The sequence below is a fragment of the Stenotrophomonas sp. 17(2023) genome (assembly GCF_030345315.1).
Classification (GTDB): Bacteria; Pseudomonadota; Gammaproteobacteria; order Xanthomonadales; family Xanthomonadaceae; genus Stenotrophomonas; species Stenotrophomonas acidaminiphila.
Window position 1 is genome coordinate 2,183,000 of sequence record NZ_CP128405.1, and the last position, 18,471, is coordinate 2,201,470.

19 protein-coding genes are annotated in these 18,471 nt (G+C 69.4%); 14 read left to right on the forward strand and 5 right to left on the reverse strand.

What is annotated here, in order from left to right; all coding sequences use genetic code 11:
• Positions 1-96: 96 nt before the first annotated feature.
• The 14 genes from QQA12_RS09870 (at position 97) to QQA12_RS09935 (ending at position 9,848) form a co-directional block, all read left to right on the forward strand.
• Complete coding sequence (locus QQA12_RS09870) at positions 97-402, forward strand: hypothetical protein (RefSeq protein ID WP_054666482.1); 306 nt, start codon at positions 97-99, stop codon at positions 400-402.
• Complete coding sequence (locus tag QQA12_RS09875; RefSeq protein ID WP_054666485.1) at positions 399-713, forward strand: hypothetical protein; 315 nt, start codon at positions 399-401, stop codon at positions 711-713. The genes QQA12_RS09870 and QQA12_RS09875 overlap by 4 nt, the downstream gene beginning before the upstream one ends.
• A 7-nt stretch (positions 714-720) precedes the next feature.
• Entirely contained in the window at positions 721-1,359 is a 639-nt protein-coding gene (locus tag QQA12_RS09880) for an FMN-binding negative transcriptional regulator (RefSeq protein WP_226049193.1), read from the forward strand.
• 71 nt (positions 1,360-1,430) lie between these two features.
• Positions 1,431-2,093 (forward strand): carbonate dehydratase, encoded by a 663-nt coding sequence (gene can, locus QQA12_RS09885; RefSeq protein WP_226049194.1) that lies wholly within the window; start codon positions 1,431-1,433, stop codon positions 2,091-2,093.
• A 16-nt stretch (positions 2,094-2,109) separates the two neighbouring features.
• Positions 2,110-2,628, forward strand: a complete 519-nt coding sequence (locus tag QQA12_RS09890) for a 3-hydroxyanthranilate 3,4-dioxygenase (protein WP_182334649.1) — start codon at positions 2,110-2,112, stop codon at positions 2,626-2,628.
• Between the two features lie 100 nt (positions 2,629-2,728).
• A complete protein-coding gene (gene kynU, locus QQA12_RS09895) occupies positions 2,729-4,003 on the forward strand; it encodes a kynureninase (RefSeq protein WP_226049195.1) in 1,275 nt (424 codons plus the stop codon).
• A gap of 18 nt (positions 4,004-4,021) precedes the next feature.
• Positions 4,022-5,395: an NAD(P)/FAD-dependent oxidoreductase gene (locus tag QQA12_RS09900; RefSeq protein ID WP_226049196.1), complete on the forward strand. Its 1,374-nt coding sequence runs from the start codon at positions 4,022-4,024 to the stop codon at positions 5,393-5,395.
• 56 nt (positions 5,396-5,451) lie between these two features.
• Positions 5,452-6,894: an exodeoxyribonuclease I gene (sbcB, locus tag QQA12_RS09905; RefSeq protein ID WP_226049197.1), complete on the forward strand. Its 1,443-nt coding sequence runs from the start codon at positions 5,452-5,454 to the stop codon at positions 6,892-6,894.
• Positions 6,891-7,577 carry a DUF2461 domain-containing protein gene (locus QQA12_RS09910; RefSeq protein ID WP_054666502.1) on the forward strand — a complete coding sequence of 229 codons (687 nt, stop codon included), beginning with the start codon at positions 6,891-6,893 and terminating at the stop codon, positions 7,575-7,577. Before sbcB ends, QQA12_RS09910 begins: the two co-directional genes overlap by 4 nt.
• Positions 7,578-7,651: 74 nt before the next feature.
• On the forward strand, positions 7,652-8,122 hold the full coding sequence (locus QQA12_RS09915) for a hypothetical protein (protein WP_226049198.1): 471 nt from the start codon (positions 7,652-7,654) through the stop codon (positions 8,120-8,122).
• 16 nt (positions 8,123-8,138) lie between these two features.
• Positions 8,139-8,690 carry a DUF2939 domain-containing protein gene (locus QQA12_RS09920; RefSeq protein ID WP_054666508.1) on the forward strand — a complete coding sequence of 184 codons (552 nt, stop codon included), beginning with the start codon at positions 8,139-8,141 and terminating at the stop codon, positions 8,688-8,690.
• 411 nt (positions 8,691-9,101) lie between these two features.
• On the forward strand, positions 9,102-9,422 hold the full coding sequence (locus QQA12_RS09925) for a YkgJ family cysteine cluster protein (RefSeq protein WP_152985120.1): 321 nt from the start codon (positions 9,102-9,104) through the stop codon (positions 9,420-9,422).
• Between the two features lie 9 nt (positions 9,423-9,431).
• On the forward strand, positions 9,432-9,677 hold the full coding sequence (locus tag QQA12_RS09930) for a hypothetical protein (protein WP_054666509.1): 246 nt from the start codon (positions 9,432-9,434) through the stop codon (positions 9,675-9,677).
• 27 nt (positions 9,678-9,704) lie between these two features.
• Positions 9,705-9,848: a hypothetical protein gene (locus QQA12_RS09935; RefSeq protein WP_226049199.1), complete on the forward strand. Its 144-nt coding sequence runs from the start codon at positions 9,705-9,707 to the stop codon at positions 9,846-9,848.
• A 311-nt stretch (positions 9,849-10,159) separates the two neighbouring features.
• Here the strand turns inward: QQA12_RS09935 and QQA12_RS09940 are convergent, their stop codons facing one another.
• The 5 genes from QQA12_RS09940 to QQA12_RS09960 all read right to left on the reverse strand — a co-directional run bounded on the left by QQA12_RS09940 (position 10,160) and on the right by QQA12_RS09960 (position 18,446).
• Positions 10,160-10,372 carry a cold-shock protein gene (locus tag QQA12_RS09940; protein WP_054666511.1) on the reverse strand — a complete coding sequence of 71 codons (213 nt, stop codon included), beginning with the start codon at positions 10,370-10,372 and terminating at the stop codon, positions 10,160-10,162.
• A 273-nt stretch (positions 10,373-10,645) separates the two neighbouring features.
• Positions 10,646-11,347 (reverse strand): transferase, encoded by a 702-nt coding sequence (locus QQA12_RS09945; protein ID WP_226049200.1) that lies wholly within the window; start codon positions 11,345-11,347, stop codon positions 10,646-10,648.
• A 20-nt stretch (positions 11,348-11,367) separates the two neighbouring features.
• The gene (locus QQA12_RS09950) at positions 11,368-12,321 is read right to left on the reverse strand and encodes a 5'-nucleotidase (protein WP_054666515.1); all 954 of its coding nucleotides are present in this window, start codon (positions 12,319-12,321) and stop codon (positions 11,368-11,370) included.
• 51 nt (positions 12,322-12,372) lie between these two features.
• On the reverse strand, positions 12,373-13,143 hold the full coding sequence (locus QQA12_RS09955) for an NAD kinase (RefSeq protein ID WP_054666519.1): 771 nt from the start codon (positions 13,141-13,143) through the stop codon (positions 12,373-12,375).
• Between the two features lie 323 nt (positions 13,144-13,466).
• Positions 13,467-18,446 carry an NAD-glutamate dehydrogenase domain-containing protein gene (locus tag QQA12_RS09960; protein WP_226049201.1) on the reverse strand — a complete coding sequence of 1,660 codons (4,980 nt, stop codon included), beginning with the start codon at positions 18,444-18,446 and terminating at the stop codon, positions 13,467-13,469.
• Positions 18,447-18,471: the final 25 nt, after the last annotated feature.

Genomic DNA, 18,471 nt, shown 5'->3' on the forward strand with positions numbered 1-18,471 from the left:
GGAAGGAATGATGAGGAACGAGGAACGAACAACAGCCAGACCGGCGCAGCGGTACGCCCTTCCCTCGTTGTCCGCCTCCCCGTTCCCGCGCCGGCCATGACCCTGTTCCTGGCCCTGTGCTTCGTCGGCGTGGCCATCGCCGGGTTCAGCGCATTCCTGATCTTCTGGCCACTCACCCTGGTGCATGTCCGCGACCGCCACCCGGCGGTCGCCGCCGGCTTCGGCGACTTCGCCTTCCTCGACGGCAGTGCGCTGCGCTGGCTGGTCGGCGGCGGTTACCGCGCGCTCGACGACCGTGCGCTCAGCGGCCTGGCCACACCGGCGCGGATCGCCATGTGGGTGATCTGGGCCGGGCTGGGCATGGCCGGCCTGCTCTGGCTCTATTCCCTGGTACTGAAATGAACGACATCGACACCTGCGCCGACCAATGGTGGCTGGCCAGCCTCGGCACCACCCTGGTCTGGGCGCGCCTGCGCGTGCGCCCGGCCGGTACCGCCGAGGTGCTGGACAGTGACGGCAACACCCTGAGCTATGACAGCGAAGACACCGCGCGCGCGCAGCTGTTCGACGCCGAATTCGTCGCCTGGGACGGGCTGGACGAGGAAGATGCGCTGGCGCGTGGCTTCTCGCTGCACGAGGTGCAGCCGCCGCAGGCGGCCAGCGACGCCGGACTGCGCGGACGCATGGTGCAGTCACTGGGTGGGCGCGCCTGAGCGGCCGATGTTCACCCCGCGCGCCTTCGCCGAGCATGATCTGGTCTGGCTGGATCGCCTGCTGGAGCGCGATCCGTTCGTCACGCTGCTGACCACCGGCACCGACGGCCTGCCCGAACTGACCCGGCTGCCGGTGATGTACCGGCGCGACGGCGAACGCATCGAATTGCGCGGCCACTGGGCCCGGGCGAACCCGCAGGCGCGCGATGCCGGTACGGCCAAGGTGCTGGTCGATGGCCCGCACGGTTATGTGTCGGCCAGCTGGTATCCGGACAAGGACAGCGCCGCGCGGGTGCCGACCTGGAACTACGCCAGCGCCGAACTGCGCGGCCACCTGGAACCCTTCGACGGCGAGGACGCGCTGGCCGCGCTGGTCGGCGCGCTCAGCGAGCGGTTTGAGGCCGCGGTCGGCCAGGCCTGGCGCTTCGAACCGGAGCGCGACGAGCAGCGCCGCCAGCTGCGCGGCATCGTCGGCTTCCGCTTCCACGTCGAACAGGTCCAGATCAAGCTGAAACTGAGCCAGAACCATCCCGACGCCAACCAGCAGGCGGTGATCGCCGCACTGGAACGGCTGCAGGACCCCGCTTCCCATGAGCTGGCGCAGTGGATGCGCCGGCACCGCGAGCAGGCCGCCACCGGCGACTGAGCGCCCCGATTCCCGACAACGCGGCCACCGCGGCCGCGCCTTCCTACCCATCAACGTCAGGGACACCCGAGATGAAAGACATCCACAAGCTGCTGCAGAACAACCGCGAATGGGCCGACCGGATCGCCCGGGAAGACCCCGAGTTCTTCCAGCACCTGGCCAAGCAGCAGCACCCGGAATACCTGTGGATCGGCTGCTCCGATTCGCGCGTGCCCGCCAACCAGATCATCGGCATGGCGCCGGGCGAGGTGTTCGTGCACCGCAACGTCGCCAACGTGGTGGCGCACAGCGACCTGAACTGCCTGAGCGTGGTCCAGTACGCGGTCGACCAGCTCAAGGTGAAGCACATCCTGATCGTCGGCCACTATGGCTGCGGCGGCGTCCACGCCTGCCTGCACAACACCCGCGTCGGCCTGGCCGACAACTGGCTGCGCCATGTCGGCGACGTGGTGCAGAAGCACGCGGCGATCCTCGATGCGATCGAGGACGACGAGCTCAAGCATGCGCGCCTGTGCGAACTGAACGTGATCGAGCAGGTCGCCAACCTGTGCCGCTCGACCATCGTCGAAGACGCCTGGGCCCGCGGCCAGAAGCTGATGGTGCACGGCTGGGTGTACAGCCTCAAGGACGGCCGCGTCAGCGAGATGGGGATCGACGTGGGCGCGTCCGAAGACCTGAAGCAGGCCTACGAGAACGCCCTGGCCTTCGTACCGCGCCAGGGCCGGCGCGACTGACCGACCGGAACCGACCATGCTCGCCGCGCCCATCAACCTGCACGCCTGGATCGAGGACAACCGCCACCTGCTCAAGCCGCCGGTGGGCAACAGGATGATCGACAACGGCGACTTCATCGTCATGGTGGTCGGCGGCCCCAACGCGCGCACCGACTTCCACTACGACGAAGGCCCGGAGTGGTTCTACCAGCTCGAGGGCGAGATGGTGCTCAAGGTGCAGGAGGACGGCGCGGTACGCGATATCCCGATCCGCGCCGGCGAGATCTTCCTGCTGCCGCCGCGGGTGCCGCATTCGCCGCGGCGCCCGCCAGGCGGCATCGGCCTGGTGGTCGAGCGCAAGCGCCTGCCGCACGAGCTCGACGGCGTGGCCTGGCATTGCGAGCAGTGCAACCACAAGCTGTACGAGGAGTTCTTCCACCTGGGCAACATCGAGACCGACCTGCCCAAGGTGTTCGACCGCTTCCATTCCTCGCTGGCGCACCGCACCTGCGGGGCATGCGGCGCGCTGCATCCGCTGCCCGCCGCGCAGGACTGAACGGCCGGCGCGCACGACGAGCGCGGCCACTGCCGGGGTTGCAACCGTGTCCCGCGGCCGGGCGGTACACTGCGAGCACGTTTTCAATGCGCGCGCCCCGATGAACGAACTCCTGTCCCCGGCCCACGCCACTGCGCTCGATGCCGCCGATCCGCTGCGCCACCTGCGCGGCCAGTTCCTGTTCCCGCAACACCAGGGGGCCGACCAGGCCTACTTCGTCGGCAACTCGCTCGGCCTGCAGCCGCGCGGCGCGCAGGCGATGGTGCAGGAGGTGATGGACCTGTGGGCGCGCATCGCGGTCGAAGGCCATTTCACCGGCCCGACCCACTGGATGAACTACCACCGTCTGGTGCGCGACGCGCTGGCCCGCGTTGTCGGCGCGCAGCCGGTGGAAGTGGTGGCGATGAACACGCTGAGCGTGAACCTGCACCTGATGATGGTCAGCTTCTACCGGCCGACCCGCGAGCGCCCGGCGATCCTGATGGAAGCCGGCGCGTTTCCCACCGACCGCCATGCGGTCGAAGCGCAGATCCGCTTCCACGGTTTCGACCCGGCCACCGACCTGATCGAAGTGCAGCCGGACCAGACCAGCGGCACGCTGTCGATGGCCGCGGTCGAGCAGGCATTGGCCGAGCACGGCCGGCGGGTGGCGCTGGTGCTGTGGCCGGGCGTGCAGTACCGCACCGGCCAGGCATTCGACCTGGACGCGATCACCCGGCTGGCGCGCGCGCACGGCGCCAATATCGGTTTCGACCTCGCCCATTCGGTCGGCAACATGCCGCTGGCGCTGCATGACGTGGCCCCCGACTTCGCGGTGTGGTGCCACTACAAGTATCTCAACGGCGGCCCGGGCGCGGTCGCCGGCTGCTTCGTGCATGAGCGCCATGCCCGTGACACCACCCTGCCGCGCTTCGCCGGCTGGTGGGGCCACGAGCAGGCCACGCGCTTCCGCATGGCCCCGGAGTTCGTACCCGAGCTCGGCGCCGAAGGATGGCAGTTGAGCAATCCGCCGGTACTGGGACTGGCGCCGCTGCGCGCGTCGCTGGAGCTGTTCGACCAGGCCGGCATGCAGGCGCTGCGGGCCAAGTCGCTGCGGCTGACCGGCTACCTGGAAACGCTGGTACGCGCGCGCCTGTCCAGCGTGCTGCAGATCATCACCCCCGCCGAGCCGGAGCGGCGCGGCTGCCAGCTGTCGCTGCGCGTGGCCGGCGGGCGCGAACACGGACGCTCGCTGTTCGAGTACCTGCAGTCGGTCGGCGTGCTCGGCGACTGGCGCGAACCCGACGTGATCCGCATTTCCCCGACCCCGATGTACAACCGCTACCGCGACGTGCTGCGCTTCGTCGAGGAAGTGGAAGCCTGGGCCGGCCCCTGATCCACCGGAAACACTGAATTGAACCCTTCCCCCCCGCGTCACCTGACCCTGATCGGCGCCGGCCTGGCCGGCTCGCTGCTCGCCATCCTGCTCTCCCGCCGCGGCTGGCGCGTCACCGTCTACGAGCGCCGTGGCGATCCGCGGGTGGCCGACTACGAAAGCGGCCGTTCGATCAACCTGGCGCTGGCCGAGCGCGGCCGCAACGCGCTGCGCCATGCCGGCGTCGAGGACGCGGTGATGGCGCGCACGGTGATGATGCGCGGGCGCATGGTGCACCCGCGCGATGGCGGCCCGCCGCAACTGCAGCGCTACGGCCGCGACGACAGCGAAGTGATCTGGTCGGTGCACCGCAAGGACCTCAACGTCACCCTGCTGCAGCTGGCCGAGGACGCCGGCGCACGCTTCCATTTCCACCGCCGCCTGCATACGGTGGATTTCGATGCCGGCTATGCGCGCTTCATCGACGACCGCGACGACAGCCCGCACGACATCCACTTCGACACCCCGCTGGTCGGCGCCGACGGCGCCGGTTCGGCGCTGCGCGCGGCGATGAACCGCAAGTCGCCGCTGGGCGAGCGCACCGAGTTCCTGGACCACTCCTACAAGGAGCTGGAGATCCCGCCCGGCACCGATGGCGGCTTCCAGATCGAGGCCAACGCCCTGCACATCTGGCCACGCGGCCGCTACATGTGCATCGCCCTGCCCAACGACGAAGGCACCTTCACCGTCACCCTGTTCCTGCCCAACGAGGGTGACCCGGGTTTCTCCAGCGTACGCAGCGGCGCCGAGGCCGAGGCGTTGTTCGCCCGCGAGTTCGCCGATGCGCTGCCGCTGATCCCGCACCTGCGCCGGGATTGGGAGCAGCATCCGCCCGGGCTGCTGGGCACCCTGTACCTGGAACGCTGGCACCTGGGCGGCAAGGCGGTGCTGCTGGGCGACGCCGCGCACGCGATGGTGCCGTTCCACGGCCAGGGCATGAACTGCGCCTTCGAGGACTGCGTCGCACTGGCGGAACTGCTGGAGGCGCACCCGGACACCGCGCAGGCGTTCGCCGCGTTCGAGAGCGAGCGCAAGCCCAACGCCGCGGCGATCCAGCAGATGGCGCTGGACAACTACCTGGAGATGCGCGACCGCGTCGCCGACCCGGCCTTCCTGCTGCAGCGCGAGCTGGAGCAGGAGTTGCAGCGGCGCTGGCCGACGCGCTTCGTGCCGCACTACACCATGGTGACCTTCCTGCACACGCCGTATGCGCTGGCGCTGGAACGCACCCGGCTGCAGCAGCGGATCCTGGCCGAGGCCACCGCCGGCCATGCCAGCCTGGCCGGCATCGACTGGCCCGCGCTGGAGCGCACCATCTTCGCCCAGCTGCCGGTACTGGAGGGCGCGCACTGATGGCACGCATCTGCCAGCGCCCAATCGCACCGGCATCGCGGCCACGGTAACCGCCCATGCCCGACACCTTCCTGTTCTACGACCTCGAGACCTTCGGCCAGGACCCGCGCCGCACCCGCATCGCGCAGTTCGCCGCGGTGCGCACCGATGCGCAGCTGCAGGTGGTGGAGGAGCCGGTGAGCTTCTTCGTCAGGCCGGCCGACGACCTGCTGCCCTCGCCCATCGCCACCCTGATCACCGGCATCACCCCGCAGCACGCGCTGGCCGAGGGCCTGGGCGAAGCCGAGGCGTTCGCGCGCATCAACGAACTGATGGCGCGTCCGCAGACCTGCACGCTGGGCTACAACACGCTGCGCTTCGACGACGAGTTCGTCCGCCACGGCCTGTTCCGCAACTTCTTCGATCCGTACGAGCGCGAGTGGCGCGGCGGCAATTCGCGCTGGGACCTGCTGGACATGCTGCGGCTGGTGCACGCGCTGCGCCCTGAGGGCATCCACTGGCCGCAGCGTGAGGATGGCGCCACCTCGTTCAAGCTCGAGCATCTGGCGCTGGCCAACGGCGTGCGCCAGGGCGATGCGCATGAGGCGCTGTCCGACGTGTACGCCACCATCGGCATGGCCCGCGCGTTCCGGCAGGCGCAGCCGCGCATGTGGGACTACGCGCTGAAGCTGCGCGACAAGCGCTTCGCCGCCAGCCTGCTGGACGTGGTGGCGATGCAGCCGGCGCTGCACATTTCGATGCGCTACCCCGCCAGTCGCCTGTGCGCGGCGCCGGTGCTGCCGCTGGCGACCCACCCGCACATCGGCAACCGGGTGATCGTGTTCGACCTGGACGGCGATCCGCAGATGCTGCTCGACCTGTCCGTGGAGGAGATCGCGCAGCGGCTGTACACCCGCGCCGCCGACCTGCCCGAAGGCCAGCAGCGCATTCCGCTCAAGGAAGTACACCTGAACAAGGTGCCGGCGCTGGTGGCCTGGAATCATCTGCGCGCGCCCGACTTCAAGCGGCTGGGCATCGACCCGGTGGCGACCGAGTCACGCGCCGCGCAGTTGCGCGCACACGGCCCGGCGCTGGCCGAGAAGATGCGCCGGGTATTCGCCCGCGAGCGTCCGGCCGAGGGTCCGCCCGATCCCGATGGCGCGCTGTACGACGGCTTCCTGGCCGAGGGTGACCGGGCACAGCTTGCGCGCGTGCGCGCCTGCCCGCCCGAGGCGCTGGCGCAGATGGCCGACAGCTTCCGCGACCCGCGCCTGCCGGAGCTGTTGTTCCGCTATCGCGCACGCAACCACCCGCAGACCCTGGACGCCGGCGAGCGCACGCGCTGGGACGGCTATCGCCGCCAGCGCCTGCTGGACAGCCCCGGGCTCGGCGAACAGACCCTGCCCGATTACTTCGCGCAGGTTCTTGCCCTGCGTACCGAACACCACGACAACCCCGCCGCGCTGGACCTGCTCGATGCACTGGACCAGTGGGGCCAGAACCTGCAGCAATCGCTATGAGCCGATACTTCAGCGACGCAAGTTTCACCTTCCTGCGCGGACTCGCCCGCCACAACGAGAAGCCGTGGTTCGCCGAGCACAAGCACGAGTACGAGGAACACGTGCGGCAGCCGTTCCTGCGCCTGATCGCCGACCTGCAACCGGACCTGGCGCAGGTCAGCGCGCATTTCCGTGCCGACCCGCGCACCGTCGGCGGCTCGTTGTTCCGCATCTACCGCGACTCGCGCTTCTCCAACGACAAGACGCCGTACAAGACCTGGCAGGGCGCGCGCCTGTTCCATGAGCGCCGCAAGCAGGTGCCGGCGCCGTCGTATTACATCCACCTGGCACCGGGCGAAAGCTTCGTGGGTGCCGGCATCTGGCACCCGGAGCCGGATACGCAACGCCGCATCCGCCAGTTCATCTTCGACAACCCCGGCAGCTGGAAGGCAGCCGCGCATGCGCCGGCCACGCGCCGCCGCTACGCGTTCGAAACCAGCGAGAAACTGGTGCGCGCACCGCGTGGGTTCCCGGCCGATTTCGAGTTCATCGACGACCTCAAGCATCGCAACTGGGTGCTGTGGCGCCAGTTGGACGACACGCTCATGACCGGCCCGCGGCTGCGCCAGAGTCTGGCCGCCGACCTCGCCGCGCTGGGGCCGTTCGTCGATTACCTGTGCGCGGCGCTGGACCTGGAGTTCTGAGCACACGCCGGGATTCACGCCACGCCGGTGGATTTGCGGCACCCTAGCGGGCAACGCCCGACGGAGCCGCCGCCATGGCCGCCATCCATCACCAGATCTGGATCGACGCACCGCTGGCCAGCGTACACGCCGGCCTGGCCACCGCGCAGGGACTGGGGCGCTGGTGGGTCGCCCACACCGCCAGCGTGATCGACGGCGACGCCGTGCTCAGCCACAACCCGGGGCCGGCGCATGGCGTGGTTGCCATGAAGGTGCTGGAAACCTCCGCGCACTGCGTGCGCTGGGAGGTGATCAGCCGGCACCCGGTACAGAGCCCGGCCTCGGCGTGGACCGGCACCGAGATCCGCTTCGAACTGTCGCGCCGCGCCAGTCCCGGCGCCTGGCGCGGCCTGCCGCATGAGGGCGAACCGATGACGGTGCTCGAGTTCCGCCACCTGGGCTGGGATCCGGACAGCGAGTTCCTCGGCTTCTGCAGCCAGGCGTGGGCCGAGACCCTGGTGCTGCTGCGGCGCTGGGCCGAATCCCACCCCGAACGGCCGACCTGAGCCACGGAGCGCGACGATGAAGAAATGGCTGCTGCCGACCATCGCCCTGCTGCTGGTGCTGCTCGCCGCCTATGTGGCCGCCGGCCCCTGGCTGGCGATCCGCGGCATCTCCGAGGCGATCGAACAGCGCGACGCCGCACGACTTGCCCGGCATGTCGATTTCCCGGCGTTGCGGATCAACCTCAAGGCGCAACTCGACGACCAGCTGGTGCGGCGCGCCGGCAGCGACATGCAGTCCAGCCTGTTCGGCGTCATGGCGCTGGGCGTGGCCGGCCGCCTGACCGGCGCGGCGGTGGACGTGATGGTCACCCCCGCCGGCATCTCCGCGCTGCTGCAGGGGCATGGGGTGTGGAAGCGCGCCACTGGCGACACCGCCGACGGCGATACCTGGGGCCCGCCCGCGCCGGCCCGCCCCCTGCAGGGCGCACGCGGGCGCTACGAATCGCTGTCGCGCTTCACCGCTACCCGGCCGCTCGACGACGGCGGCAGCGTGGTTTTCGTGCTGTCCCGCCAGGGGCTGCACTGGCGCCTGACCGACATCACCCTGCCCCTGGACGCCCCGCACTGAGTCCCCTGCCGCGCCGTCCCGGGGCGCCGGGCCTTGGCGCCCCAGACAGCGCGCGGGCGGCGTTGCCGGTGGACTGCGTTCGCCGTCGCTGCGCATCGATCGCGGACGCGATCGATCCAGCGCATGCCGGAAACGGCACGGTACGTGAAACCGGCCCAGCCGCAAGGTGGTAGCATGGCCGGGCAGGCAATGCCTGCCCCGCGCGTTCCGCGCAGCCGCCCAGGCAGTTGCCCGCTCCGCTCCCTTTCCTGCGTCATCCGCTCCGGTGCGTCCGGGCGGCCGCTCAACGGGAGTCTCCATGACCGCACATTGCATCCGCGAAACACCGGCATCACGCCGGCCCGGCATCGGCGTCGCCAGGCACCTGCCCGCAAGGGCACCGGCAGCACACGACCTGCGTGGAGACGGGGCCTGAACCCGTCATCCAGGCAGGCCGCTGCCAGCGTCCACTGCACGTCCTGCGACGCGGTCTGCTGCCGCCTGACCGTGGTGCTGGACAGCGAAGACGACGTGCCCGCGCACATGACCACCCGGCTCCACGGGCTGCGGGTCATGGCCCGCGATCCGGAGGGCTGGTGCGTGGCCGTGGACGGGCAACGGATGAACTGCCGGATCCATGCAAGCCGGCCGGCGGTCTGCAGATCCTTCGCCATGGGCGGGCCCTGCTGCCGCTCGGTGCGCGCGGCATACGCGCGCTCCGGAAGCCGCACCATCGAATCGACACTGGCATGAGGAGAGCACATGAGTACACCGCGCAAATCCGGTTCCATCGCACCGAGGAAAACATCGTCGGCCTTCGCCGGTCCGTCCGCATCAGGGCCCTTGACCCGTGAGCGCATTGCCGAGGACCTGGCCGCGTTCGACCGCGCCGGCGGAAAGATAGAAACGCTCGGCAACACCCCGCTGCGCGGCAAGGTCGAGAGTCCGAAACCGTCCGGCCGTGGCGGCAAGCCGGCGGTCGCCGAGCGCACCCCGGAAAAGACCTGACCTCCCCTCCCCCGACGGACGACGAACTTGGCCAAGATCAATTACTCATACGAGAAACGCCAGCGCGAGCTGGCCAAGAAGAAGCAGAAGGACGAGAAGCTCGCCAGGAAGCGCGCCCCCAACGGCACCCAGGCAACTTGTCCGGCCGACCCGCCGGCATCCACATCCTGACGCTCCTGACGGCCATAGCCAGCTCCGCGCAGCCCGTGTAGAGCTTCGCACCGCACTGCATGATCACGGGACGCCATGCCACGCCGACGCGCGGGTGTGGCACGGATGCGCCACCGGCGCGCCGGTGCCCTGGCGGCACCCGCCAGCCAGCGGGCACGGGTAAAGACCGACGGCCGCATGCTTACCGCCCACGCCTGCGCCTGCCGGGTGCGGGCGGCTATCACCCTGTAGCGCCTGCGCGCCACGCACGGCCGCAACGAAAAAGCCCGGCACGAGGCCGGGCTTTCCGATCACGGCGATTGCCGGTCAGTTCAGACCACGCGGACCTGGTCGGCCTGCATGCCCTTCTGGCCCTTCACCGCCACGTAGGTGACCTTCTGGCCTTCCTGCAGCGACTTGAAGCCGGACGATTCGATCGAACGGAAGTGGACGAACAGGTCTTCACCGCCGCCGTCCTGGGTGATGAAACCAAAACCCTTGGCGTCGTTGAACCACTTCACGGTACCGGTTTGGGACTGGGACATTTCAATGCTCCTTGTTGCGGATGGGCGCCGCGCTTGGCGGCAGGACGCTGATTCCAAGGAGAATTGAGAAGCGGGTGCAACAGTGTAGAAGGCAACCTCTACAGCATCGGGCCACGATTCAAGGTGACCCTTGTCATTCAGCGCGACCACGGTAGAGGCTTGGCGCGCGCAAAGCAAATCCGGTGCTGGCCGCGGTTCAGCCTCGGGCGCCAGGCACGCACCACATCGTGACCGGCGCGCCGGCTGCCGGCCGGGCATCCGCCAGCCCGGAACTCAGTGCGGTGTGGACCGTGCCCAGGCCTGCGACAGCCGCCGGAAACCGGCCCGCAGCTGCCCCCGTGCCGCCCATGGCAGCGCCGCAAGTGCGGCATCGACCGGCGCCGGATGCGGCGCGCCGTTCCACGCGATCGCGACCTTGTTGCTCATGCCCGGCTCGTCCAGCTTCAGCACGCGCCCGTCGAAGCTGCGCCGCAGCCGCGTCAGGTGCGCGCGGGTGTCGGTGTCGTAGAGGTTGCTGGCCATGACCCCGTCGGCGCCCAGCGCGGCGCGGCAATCGTCATAGAACGCCTGGGTGGACAGCGCAGCGGGAATGCCCTGCGCATCGTAGGCGTCGAGCAGCAGCAGGTCGAAGCGGCCGCGCTGGCCACGCAGCCAGCGCGCGCCATCGACGCACGCCACGTGAAGCCGCGCGTCGTCGGCCGGGATGCGGAACGCATCGCGCAGCGCGATCACCTCGGCATTGTTCTCGGCCACCTCGATGCCTGCCTGCGGCAGATGGCGATGGCAGAACTTGGCCTGCGCACCGCCGCCGAGCCCGATGATGCCGATGCGCCGCGGTGCCGGATGCAGCCACAGCGCGGCGAGCATGGTGCGGGTGTAACCGACGTGCAGGCGCTGCGGGAACCAGCGCGACATCCGGGTCTGGGTGACGTCGCCCTGGAACTGCAGCTCCACGTGCCGCCAGGTACGGCGCACGTGCGCGCCTCCGCCGCCGCTCATCCGGCGCGGTCGGCGTTGGCGATACCGTGCGGCACATGACCGGCGGCGACGCTGTGGTGCTGGCGGGCGCTGTCGATGTTGTGCTGGGAGTCGTCGAAGAAGATGTCGGCGCCGAAGGCTTCCAGGAACGGCCCCTTGTGGCGTCCGCCGAGGAACAACGCCTCGTCCAGGCGCACCCCCCACTCGCGCAGGGTGCGGATCACCCGCTCATGCGCCGGCGCCGAGCGCGCGGTGACCAGCGCGGTGCGGATCGGCGCCTCCTCGCCGGCCGGGAACGCGGCCTGCAACGCGTGCAGGGCCGACAGGAAGCTGCGGAACGGCCCGCCGCTGAGCGGCGCGTGCGCGTTCTCGCGCTCGTGGCGGCCGAAGGCTTCCACGCCGTGTTCGCGCGAGATGCGCTCGCCCTCGTCGCCGAAGATCACCGCGTCGCCATCGAAGGCGATGCGCAGCTGCGCCGGCGGCCGCCCGGTGTCGGTGGCCGCCGCCGCGGATACCTCGCCGGGACCACGCGGCAGGATGGTGGCCGCGGCGATGCCGTGCACCAGCGCGCGCCGCACCGATTCCGGGTTGGCGGACAGGAACAGGTCGGTACCGAACGGCTTGACGTACGGCCAGGTCGGCTCGCCGGCGGTGAAGGTCGCGCGCACGATGCCCAGGCCGTAGTGCTGGATCGAATTGAAGATGCGCAGCCCGGTATCGGCCGAGTTGCGCGAGAGCAGGATCACCTCCACCCGCGGCGTCTCCATGGGAGCGCCCTCGTTCAGCGCCAGCAGCTTGCGCACCACCGGGAAGGCCACCCCCGGCTTGAGCACGTCGTCCTCGTGCTCGCGCTGGTATGCGGCGTAGGCCTCCACGCCCTCGCGCTCGAACAGCGCATGCCCTTCCTCGAGGTCGAACAGCGCCCGCGAGGTCACTGCCACCGTCAACAGCCTGGGAGTGTTGTCACCCATGTTCCTGATCCATTGCCTTGCCGTTGCCGGCGTTGTTGCCCGCGCACCCGCTCAGAACATGAACTGTTCGCTGAGGATGCGTTCTTCCAGATTGTGCTCGGGGTCGAACAGCAGCGTCACCTGGCGTTCGCGCGACTCGCGGATGGTGACTTCCACCACGTCGCGGGTCTCGTGCGAGTCGGCGGTGACGCTGACCGGCCGCTTGTAGGGGTCCAGCACCCGGAAGCGCACTTCGGTCTCGGCCTTGAGGATGGCCCCGCGCCAGCGCCGCGGCCGGTACGGTGCCAGCGGCGTCAGCGCGATGGTGTTCGAACCCAGCGGCAGGATCGGCCCGTGCGCCGAGTAATTGTAGGCGGTGCTGCCGGCCGGGGTGGAGACCAGCACGCCGTCGCAGATCAGCTCCTCCACGCGCTGCTGGCCGTTGAGGTCGATGCCGATATGCGCCGCCTGCCGCGTCTGCCGCAGCATCGACACGTCGTTGTAGGCCAGCGAGCCGACCGTGGTGCCGGATTCGGTGCGCGCGATCATCTCCAGCGGGCGCAGGTGCGCCGGCTCCGCCTGTGACAGCCGGTGCAGCAGGTCGTCGTCGCGATGGTGGTTCATCAGGAACCCGACCGTGCCCAGCTTCATGCCGAACACCGGCTTGCCCATGCTGCCGAAGCGGTGCAGCGTCTGCAGCATGAAGCCATCGCCGCCCAGCGGGCACAGCACGTCGGCCGCATCCGGGGCGTGGTCGCCATAGCGCGCGGCCAGGCCTTCGCGGGCCTGCTGCGCGGTGTCGGTACTGCTGGCGAGAAAGGCGATGCGGGGGGACATGGCCATCGTCGGTTGCGGTGAGGATTACCGAGGATAACCCGCAATCGCGAACCCTGCCTTTGCCGGGAGCAGGAAGCCGGAAAGCACCGCGGCCAGGGCCGCTCCTGCCGCAACATCCGTTGCTTTCACAGGAGCGGCCCTGGCCGCGGTGCTTTGTCCGGCAGATGCCGACCCGTGGTCGGCCCCCCTGCCATCTTTCTGGAGCAAAGCCCCCTTTGTGCAAGGGGGCGCGGCGACAGCCGCGGGGACAGGCAAGCCCGAGGGCGGTGCCAAAAGTTCGCGCCGCGGACTTTTGGGTCGGGCCGGTAGAACCGGCCCGACCACGGGATTCAAACCCCGTGCGCCGCCAGCTGGCCCAGGCGCTGCACCGCGACCGAGACGGTCGGGTAGTCCAGCGTCTTCTGCTCGGCCAGTTCGGCCAGCATCGCCAGGGTGAAGCGCAGGCTGCTGTCGTCGCGGCCCAGCCACGCGGCGACCTTGGCCTCGGCGCTGCCACCCTTCATCGACAGCACCTGGCCGGCCAGGTTGCGCTGGTGCGCGGCCAGTTCGTCGCGCAGCACGCCACGGGCGACCGCGTGCCAGCGGCCGTTGACCTCCAGCGCGTCGATCTGCTCGAACAGCCACGGCATCTGCAGGGCTTCGCCCAGGCGGAAGTGGACCTTGGACACGTCCACCGGCTTGAGCTTGCGGGTGCGGGCCAGCTCGATGATGTCGAACGCCGGCTCCAGGAACTGCAGCTCGGACAGCTGCTGCGCCAGTGCCGCCGGCAGGCCCTTCTCCTTCCACTGCTTGACGCTGGCCTCGTAGGCCGGGCGCTGCGAATCCGGCAGCACGCCCGAAGCGACGCGGATGTCGTTGAACGGCCCCTGGTAGCGCTCGACCGCGGCGGTGATGCCCGGCATCGCGCCCGGACGGTTCAGCAGCCAGCGCACGAACGAACGCTGCAGCTTCCAGATCACTTCCAGGGCATCGACCTGCACGGCCTCGGGCAGGGTGCCATCGAGCGCGTCGATCTGCGTCCACAGCGCGCGCGCATCCAGCGTCTCGCGGCTGATGGTGTAGGCCTTGGCGACCTCGGCCACGCTGCGGCCGGTGTCTTCCTGCATGCGCATCAGGAAGGTGGCGCCCATGCGGTTGATGGTCTGGTTGGTCACCGCGGTGGCGATGATCTCGCGCTTCAGGCGGTGGCCGTTCATCGCGTCGGCGTACTTCTTCTGCAGCGGCTGCGGGAAGTAGCGCAGCAGCTCCTTGGACAGGTACGGATCTTCCGGGATGTCCGACTCCAGCAGCTGCTGGAAGGCGACGATCTTGGAATAGGACAGCAGCACCGCCAGTTCCGGACGGGTCAGGCCCTGGCCACGCACCTTGCGCGCCGACAGCTCGGCGTCGGACGGCAGGAACTCGATCTGGCGGTCGAGCAGGCCCTGCCGCTCCAGCGTGCGGATGAAGTGCTGCTTGGAGCCCAGGCGCTTGACGCTCATCCGCTCCATCAGGCTGATGGCCTGGTTCTGGCGGTAGTTGTCCATCAGCACCAGCCCGGCGACCTCGTCGGTCATCGACGCCAGCAGCTTGTTGCGCTGTTCGACGGTGAGCTTCTTGGCCCGCACCACGTCGTTGAGCAGGATCTTGATGTTGACCTCGTGGTCGGAGGTATCAACGCCGGCGGAGTTGTCGATGAAATCGGTGTTGAGCAGCACGCCGTTGTGCGCGGCCTCGATGCGGCCGAGCTGGGTCATGCCCAGGTTGCCGCCCTCGCCCACGATCTTGCAGCGCAGCTCGCCGCCATTGACGCGCAGGCCGTTGTTGGCACGGTCGCCGACGTCGGCGTTGCTCTCGCTGGCCGACTTCACGTAGGTGCCGATGCCGCCGTTCCACACCAGGTCCACCGGCGCCTTGAGCGCGGCGTTGATCAGATCGGTCGGGGTCATCGACTTGATGCCGGCGTCGATGCCCAGCGCCTCGCGCACCTGCGGGGTGATCTCGATCGACTTGAGCGAGCGCGGGTACACGCCGCCGCCCTTGCTGATCAGCTTGGCATCGTAGTCCGCCCAGCTCGAACGCGGCACCTTGAACATGCGCGCGCGTTCCTTGAAGGACGACGCCGCCACCGGGTTCGGATCGAGGAAGATGTGGCGGTGGTCGAACGCGCACACCAGGCGGATGTGCTCGGACAGCAGCATGCCGTTGCCGAACACGTCGCCGGACATGTCGCCGATGCCGACCACGGTGAAGTCCTGCTTCTGGCAGTCGCGGCCCAGCGCGCGGAAGTGGCGCTTGACCGACTCCCACGCACCGCGCGCGGTGATGCCCATGCCCTTGTGGTCATAGCCCACCGAGCCGCCCGAGGCGAAGGCGTCGTCCAGCCAGAAGCCGTGCGCGCGGGCGATGCCGTTGGCGGTGTCGGAGAACGTCGCGGTGCCCTTGTCGGCGGCGACCACCAGGTACGGATCATCCTGGTCGTGGCGCACCACGCCCTGCGGCGGCACGATCTTGTTGCCGACGATGTTGTCGGTGATGTCCAGCAGGCCGTTGATGAAGCGCTTGTAGCAGGCCACGCCCTCGGCGAACCATGCATCGCGGTCCAGCGCCGGATCCGGCAGCTGCTTGGCGTAGAAGCCGCCCTTGGAGCCGACCGGCACGATCACCGTGTTCTTCACCATCTGCGCCTTGACCAGCCCCAGCACCTCGGTGCGGAAATCCTCGCGGCGGTCGGACCAGCGCAGGCCGCCACGGGCCACCGGGCCGAAGCGCAGGTGGGTGCCTTCCACGCGCGGGCCGCACACGAAGATCTCGCGGTACGGACGCGGCTTGGGCAGGTCCGGCACCTTGGCGGCATCGAACTTGAAGCTGATGTAGTCGGCCGGGCCGCCGTCGGCGCGCAGGCCGTCCTTGCGCGGCATGTAGTAGCTGGTGCGCAGGGTGGCCTGGATCACGCCGATGAAGCTGCGCAGGATGCGGTCCTCGTCCAGGCTGGACACGCCGTCCAGCAGCTTGACCAGGGTGTCGTGGACCAGCGCCATGCGCGCGTCGCGGCTGCCGCCGCGCGCCTTGACCACGCCCTCGAGCAGCTTGATGGTGGCGGCATCGCCGCCGGCCAGCGCCTTGAACTGCGCCAGCTGCGCATCGGCCGTGGCCTTGTCGGTGGCCGGTGCCGGGTCGAAGCGGGCTTCGAACAGCTCCACGATCAGCCGCGCCAGCAGCGGGTAGCGGTTGAAGGTGCCTTCGACGTAGGCCTGCGAGAACGGCACGCCGATCTGCAGCAGGTACTTGCAGTAGCCGCGCAGCATCGAGACCTGGCGCCAGTCCAGGCCGGTGGCCAGCACCAGGCGGTTGAAGCCGTCGTTCTCGGCCTCGCCGTGCCACACCCGGGCAAAGGCCTCGGCGAAGGCCGCGCTGGCGGCGGTCGCGTCGATCGCGCCGACGGTCGATTCGACCTCGAAGTCCTGCACGTAGACCGGCGCGTCGTCCACCATCAGCCGGTAGGGGCGCTCGGCGATCACGCGCAGGCCCATGTTCTCCATCATCGGCAGCACGTCGGACAGCGGGATGTCCTTGAGCTGGCGGTACAGCTTCATGCGCAGGCCATCGGCACCTTCGCGGTGGATGGTCTGCAGGCTCAGGCGCAGGTCGTCCGGACCGGTCAGCGCGTCGAGCTGGACCACGTCGGCGGCGGCGATCTCGGCGCTGGAGTCCTCGATGTAGCCGGCCGGCAGCGCCTTGCCGATGCGCGAGGCGATGCGCAGGCCTTCGCTTTCGCCGTGGCGGCCGACCAGCGCCTCGCGCAGGTCGTCCTGCCAGTTGCGCAGCACGTGGGCCAGGCGCTTCTCCAGGCCGTCGGTGTCCAGGTCCAGGCTCTGCCCGGCCTTCGGGCGCACGATCAGGTGCACCTGCGCCAGCGGCGAGTCGCCCAGCACCACGCTGGAATCCACGTACTCGCCCTGCAGCGCATCGCGCAGCAGGCCCTCGATGCGCAGGCGCACGTCGGTGTTGAAGCGTTCGCGCGGCAGGAACACCAGCGCGGAAATGAAGCGGCTGAACTTGTCGCGGCGCAGGAACAGGCGGCTGCGCACGCGCTCCTGCAGGCCCAGCACGCCGATCGCGGTGCGGAACAGCTCGTCCTCGCTGGACTGGAACAGCTCCTCGCGCGGCAGCGATTCGAGGATGTGGCGCAGCGCCTTGCCGCTGTGGCTGGACGGGCTCAGGCCCGAGCGCTTCATCACGTTCTCGTAGCGCTGGCGCACCAGCGGGATTTCCCACGGGCGGCGGTTGTAGGCGCTGGAGGTGAACAGGCCCAGGAAGCGCTGCTCGCCGATGATGCGGCCCTTGGCGTCGAATTCCAGCACGCCGATGTAATCCATGTAGCCGCCGCGGTGGATCCGCGAGCGGGCGTTGGTCTTGGTCAGGATCAGCGCGTCGGTCAGGCCGCTGGTGGTGTTCAGGCCCTGCGCCGCCAGCCCCTTGACCGGGCGCGCCACCGAGGTGTCCTTGCCGCGCATCAGGCCCAGCCCGGTGCCGTTCTGCGCCGCCAGCACGTCCTCGCGGCCCTGCTTCTCGACCTTGTATTCACGGTAGCCGAAGAAGGTGAAATGGTTGTCCGCGGCCCAGCGCAGGAACTCCTGCGCCTCCTGGCGCGACTCGTCGCTCACCGGCAGGGTGCGCTGGCCCAGGTCGTCGGCCAGGGCCAGCGCCTTGTCGCGCATCGGCTCCCAGTCCTTGACGATGGCGCGCACGTCTTCCAGCGCCTCGTTCACGCGCCTGGCCACCGCTTCCATGGCGTCGGCCGGCTGCCGGTCGATCTCCAGCAGCATCACCGATTCAAGCGCGCCTTCGCCCACGGCGGTGAGCTTGCCGGCCTTGTCGCGACCCAGCGCGATCACCGGGTGGCCCAGCACGTGCACGCCAACGCCCATGTCGGCCAGCGCCAGCGACACCGTGTCCACCAGGAACGGCATGTCGTCGTTGACGATCTGCAGCACGGTGTGGGCGGTTTCCCAGCCGTCGGTCTTCAGGCCCGGGTTGAACACGCGGACATTGGCCTTGCCCGGCTTGCGCACGCGGGCGAACTCCAGCATGCCGGCGGCCAGCGCCGCCCAGTCCTCGGCGCGGTGCGCGCCGAATTCATCAGTCTCCATGCGCTTGTAGAACGCCGAAGCGAAGGCGACCGCCTGGGCCTGGGCCGCGGCGGGGTAACGCTTGCGCAAAGCCGCAAAAACCGGCTCCAGGGACAGGCCGGCCTCGGAAACACTCTGCTTGGCAGCCGGTTGGGATTTCGTTTTTGCGGACTTGGCAGCGTTGTTTTGCGATTTCATGGTTGAGCTTTCAGTGGGCTCCTGG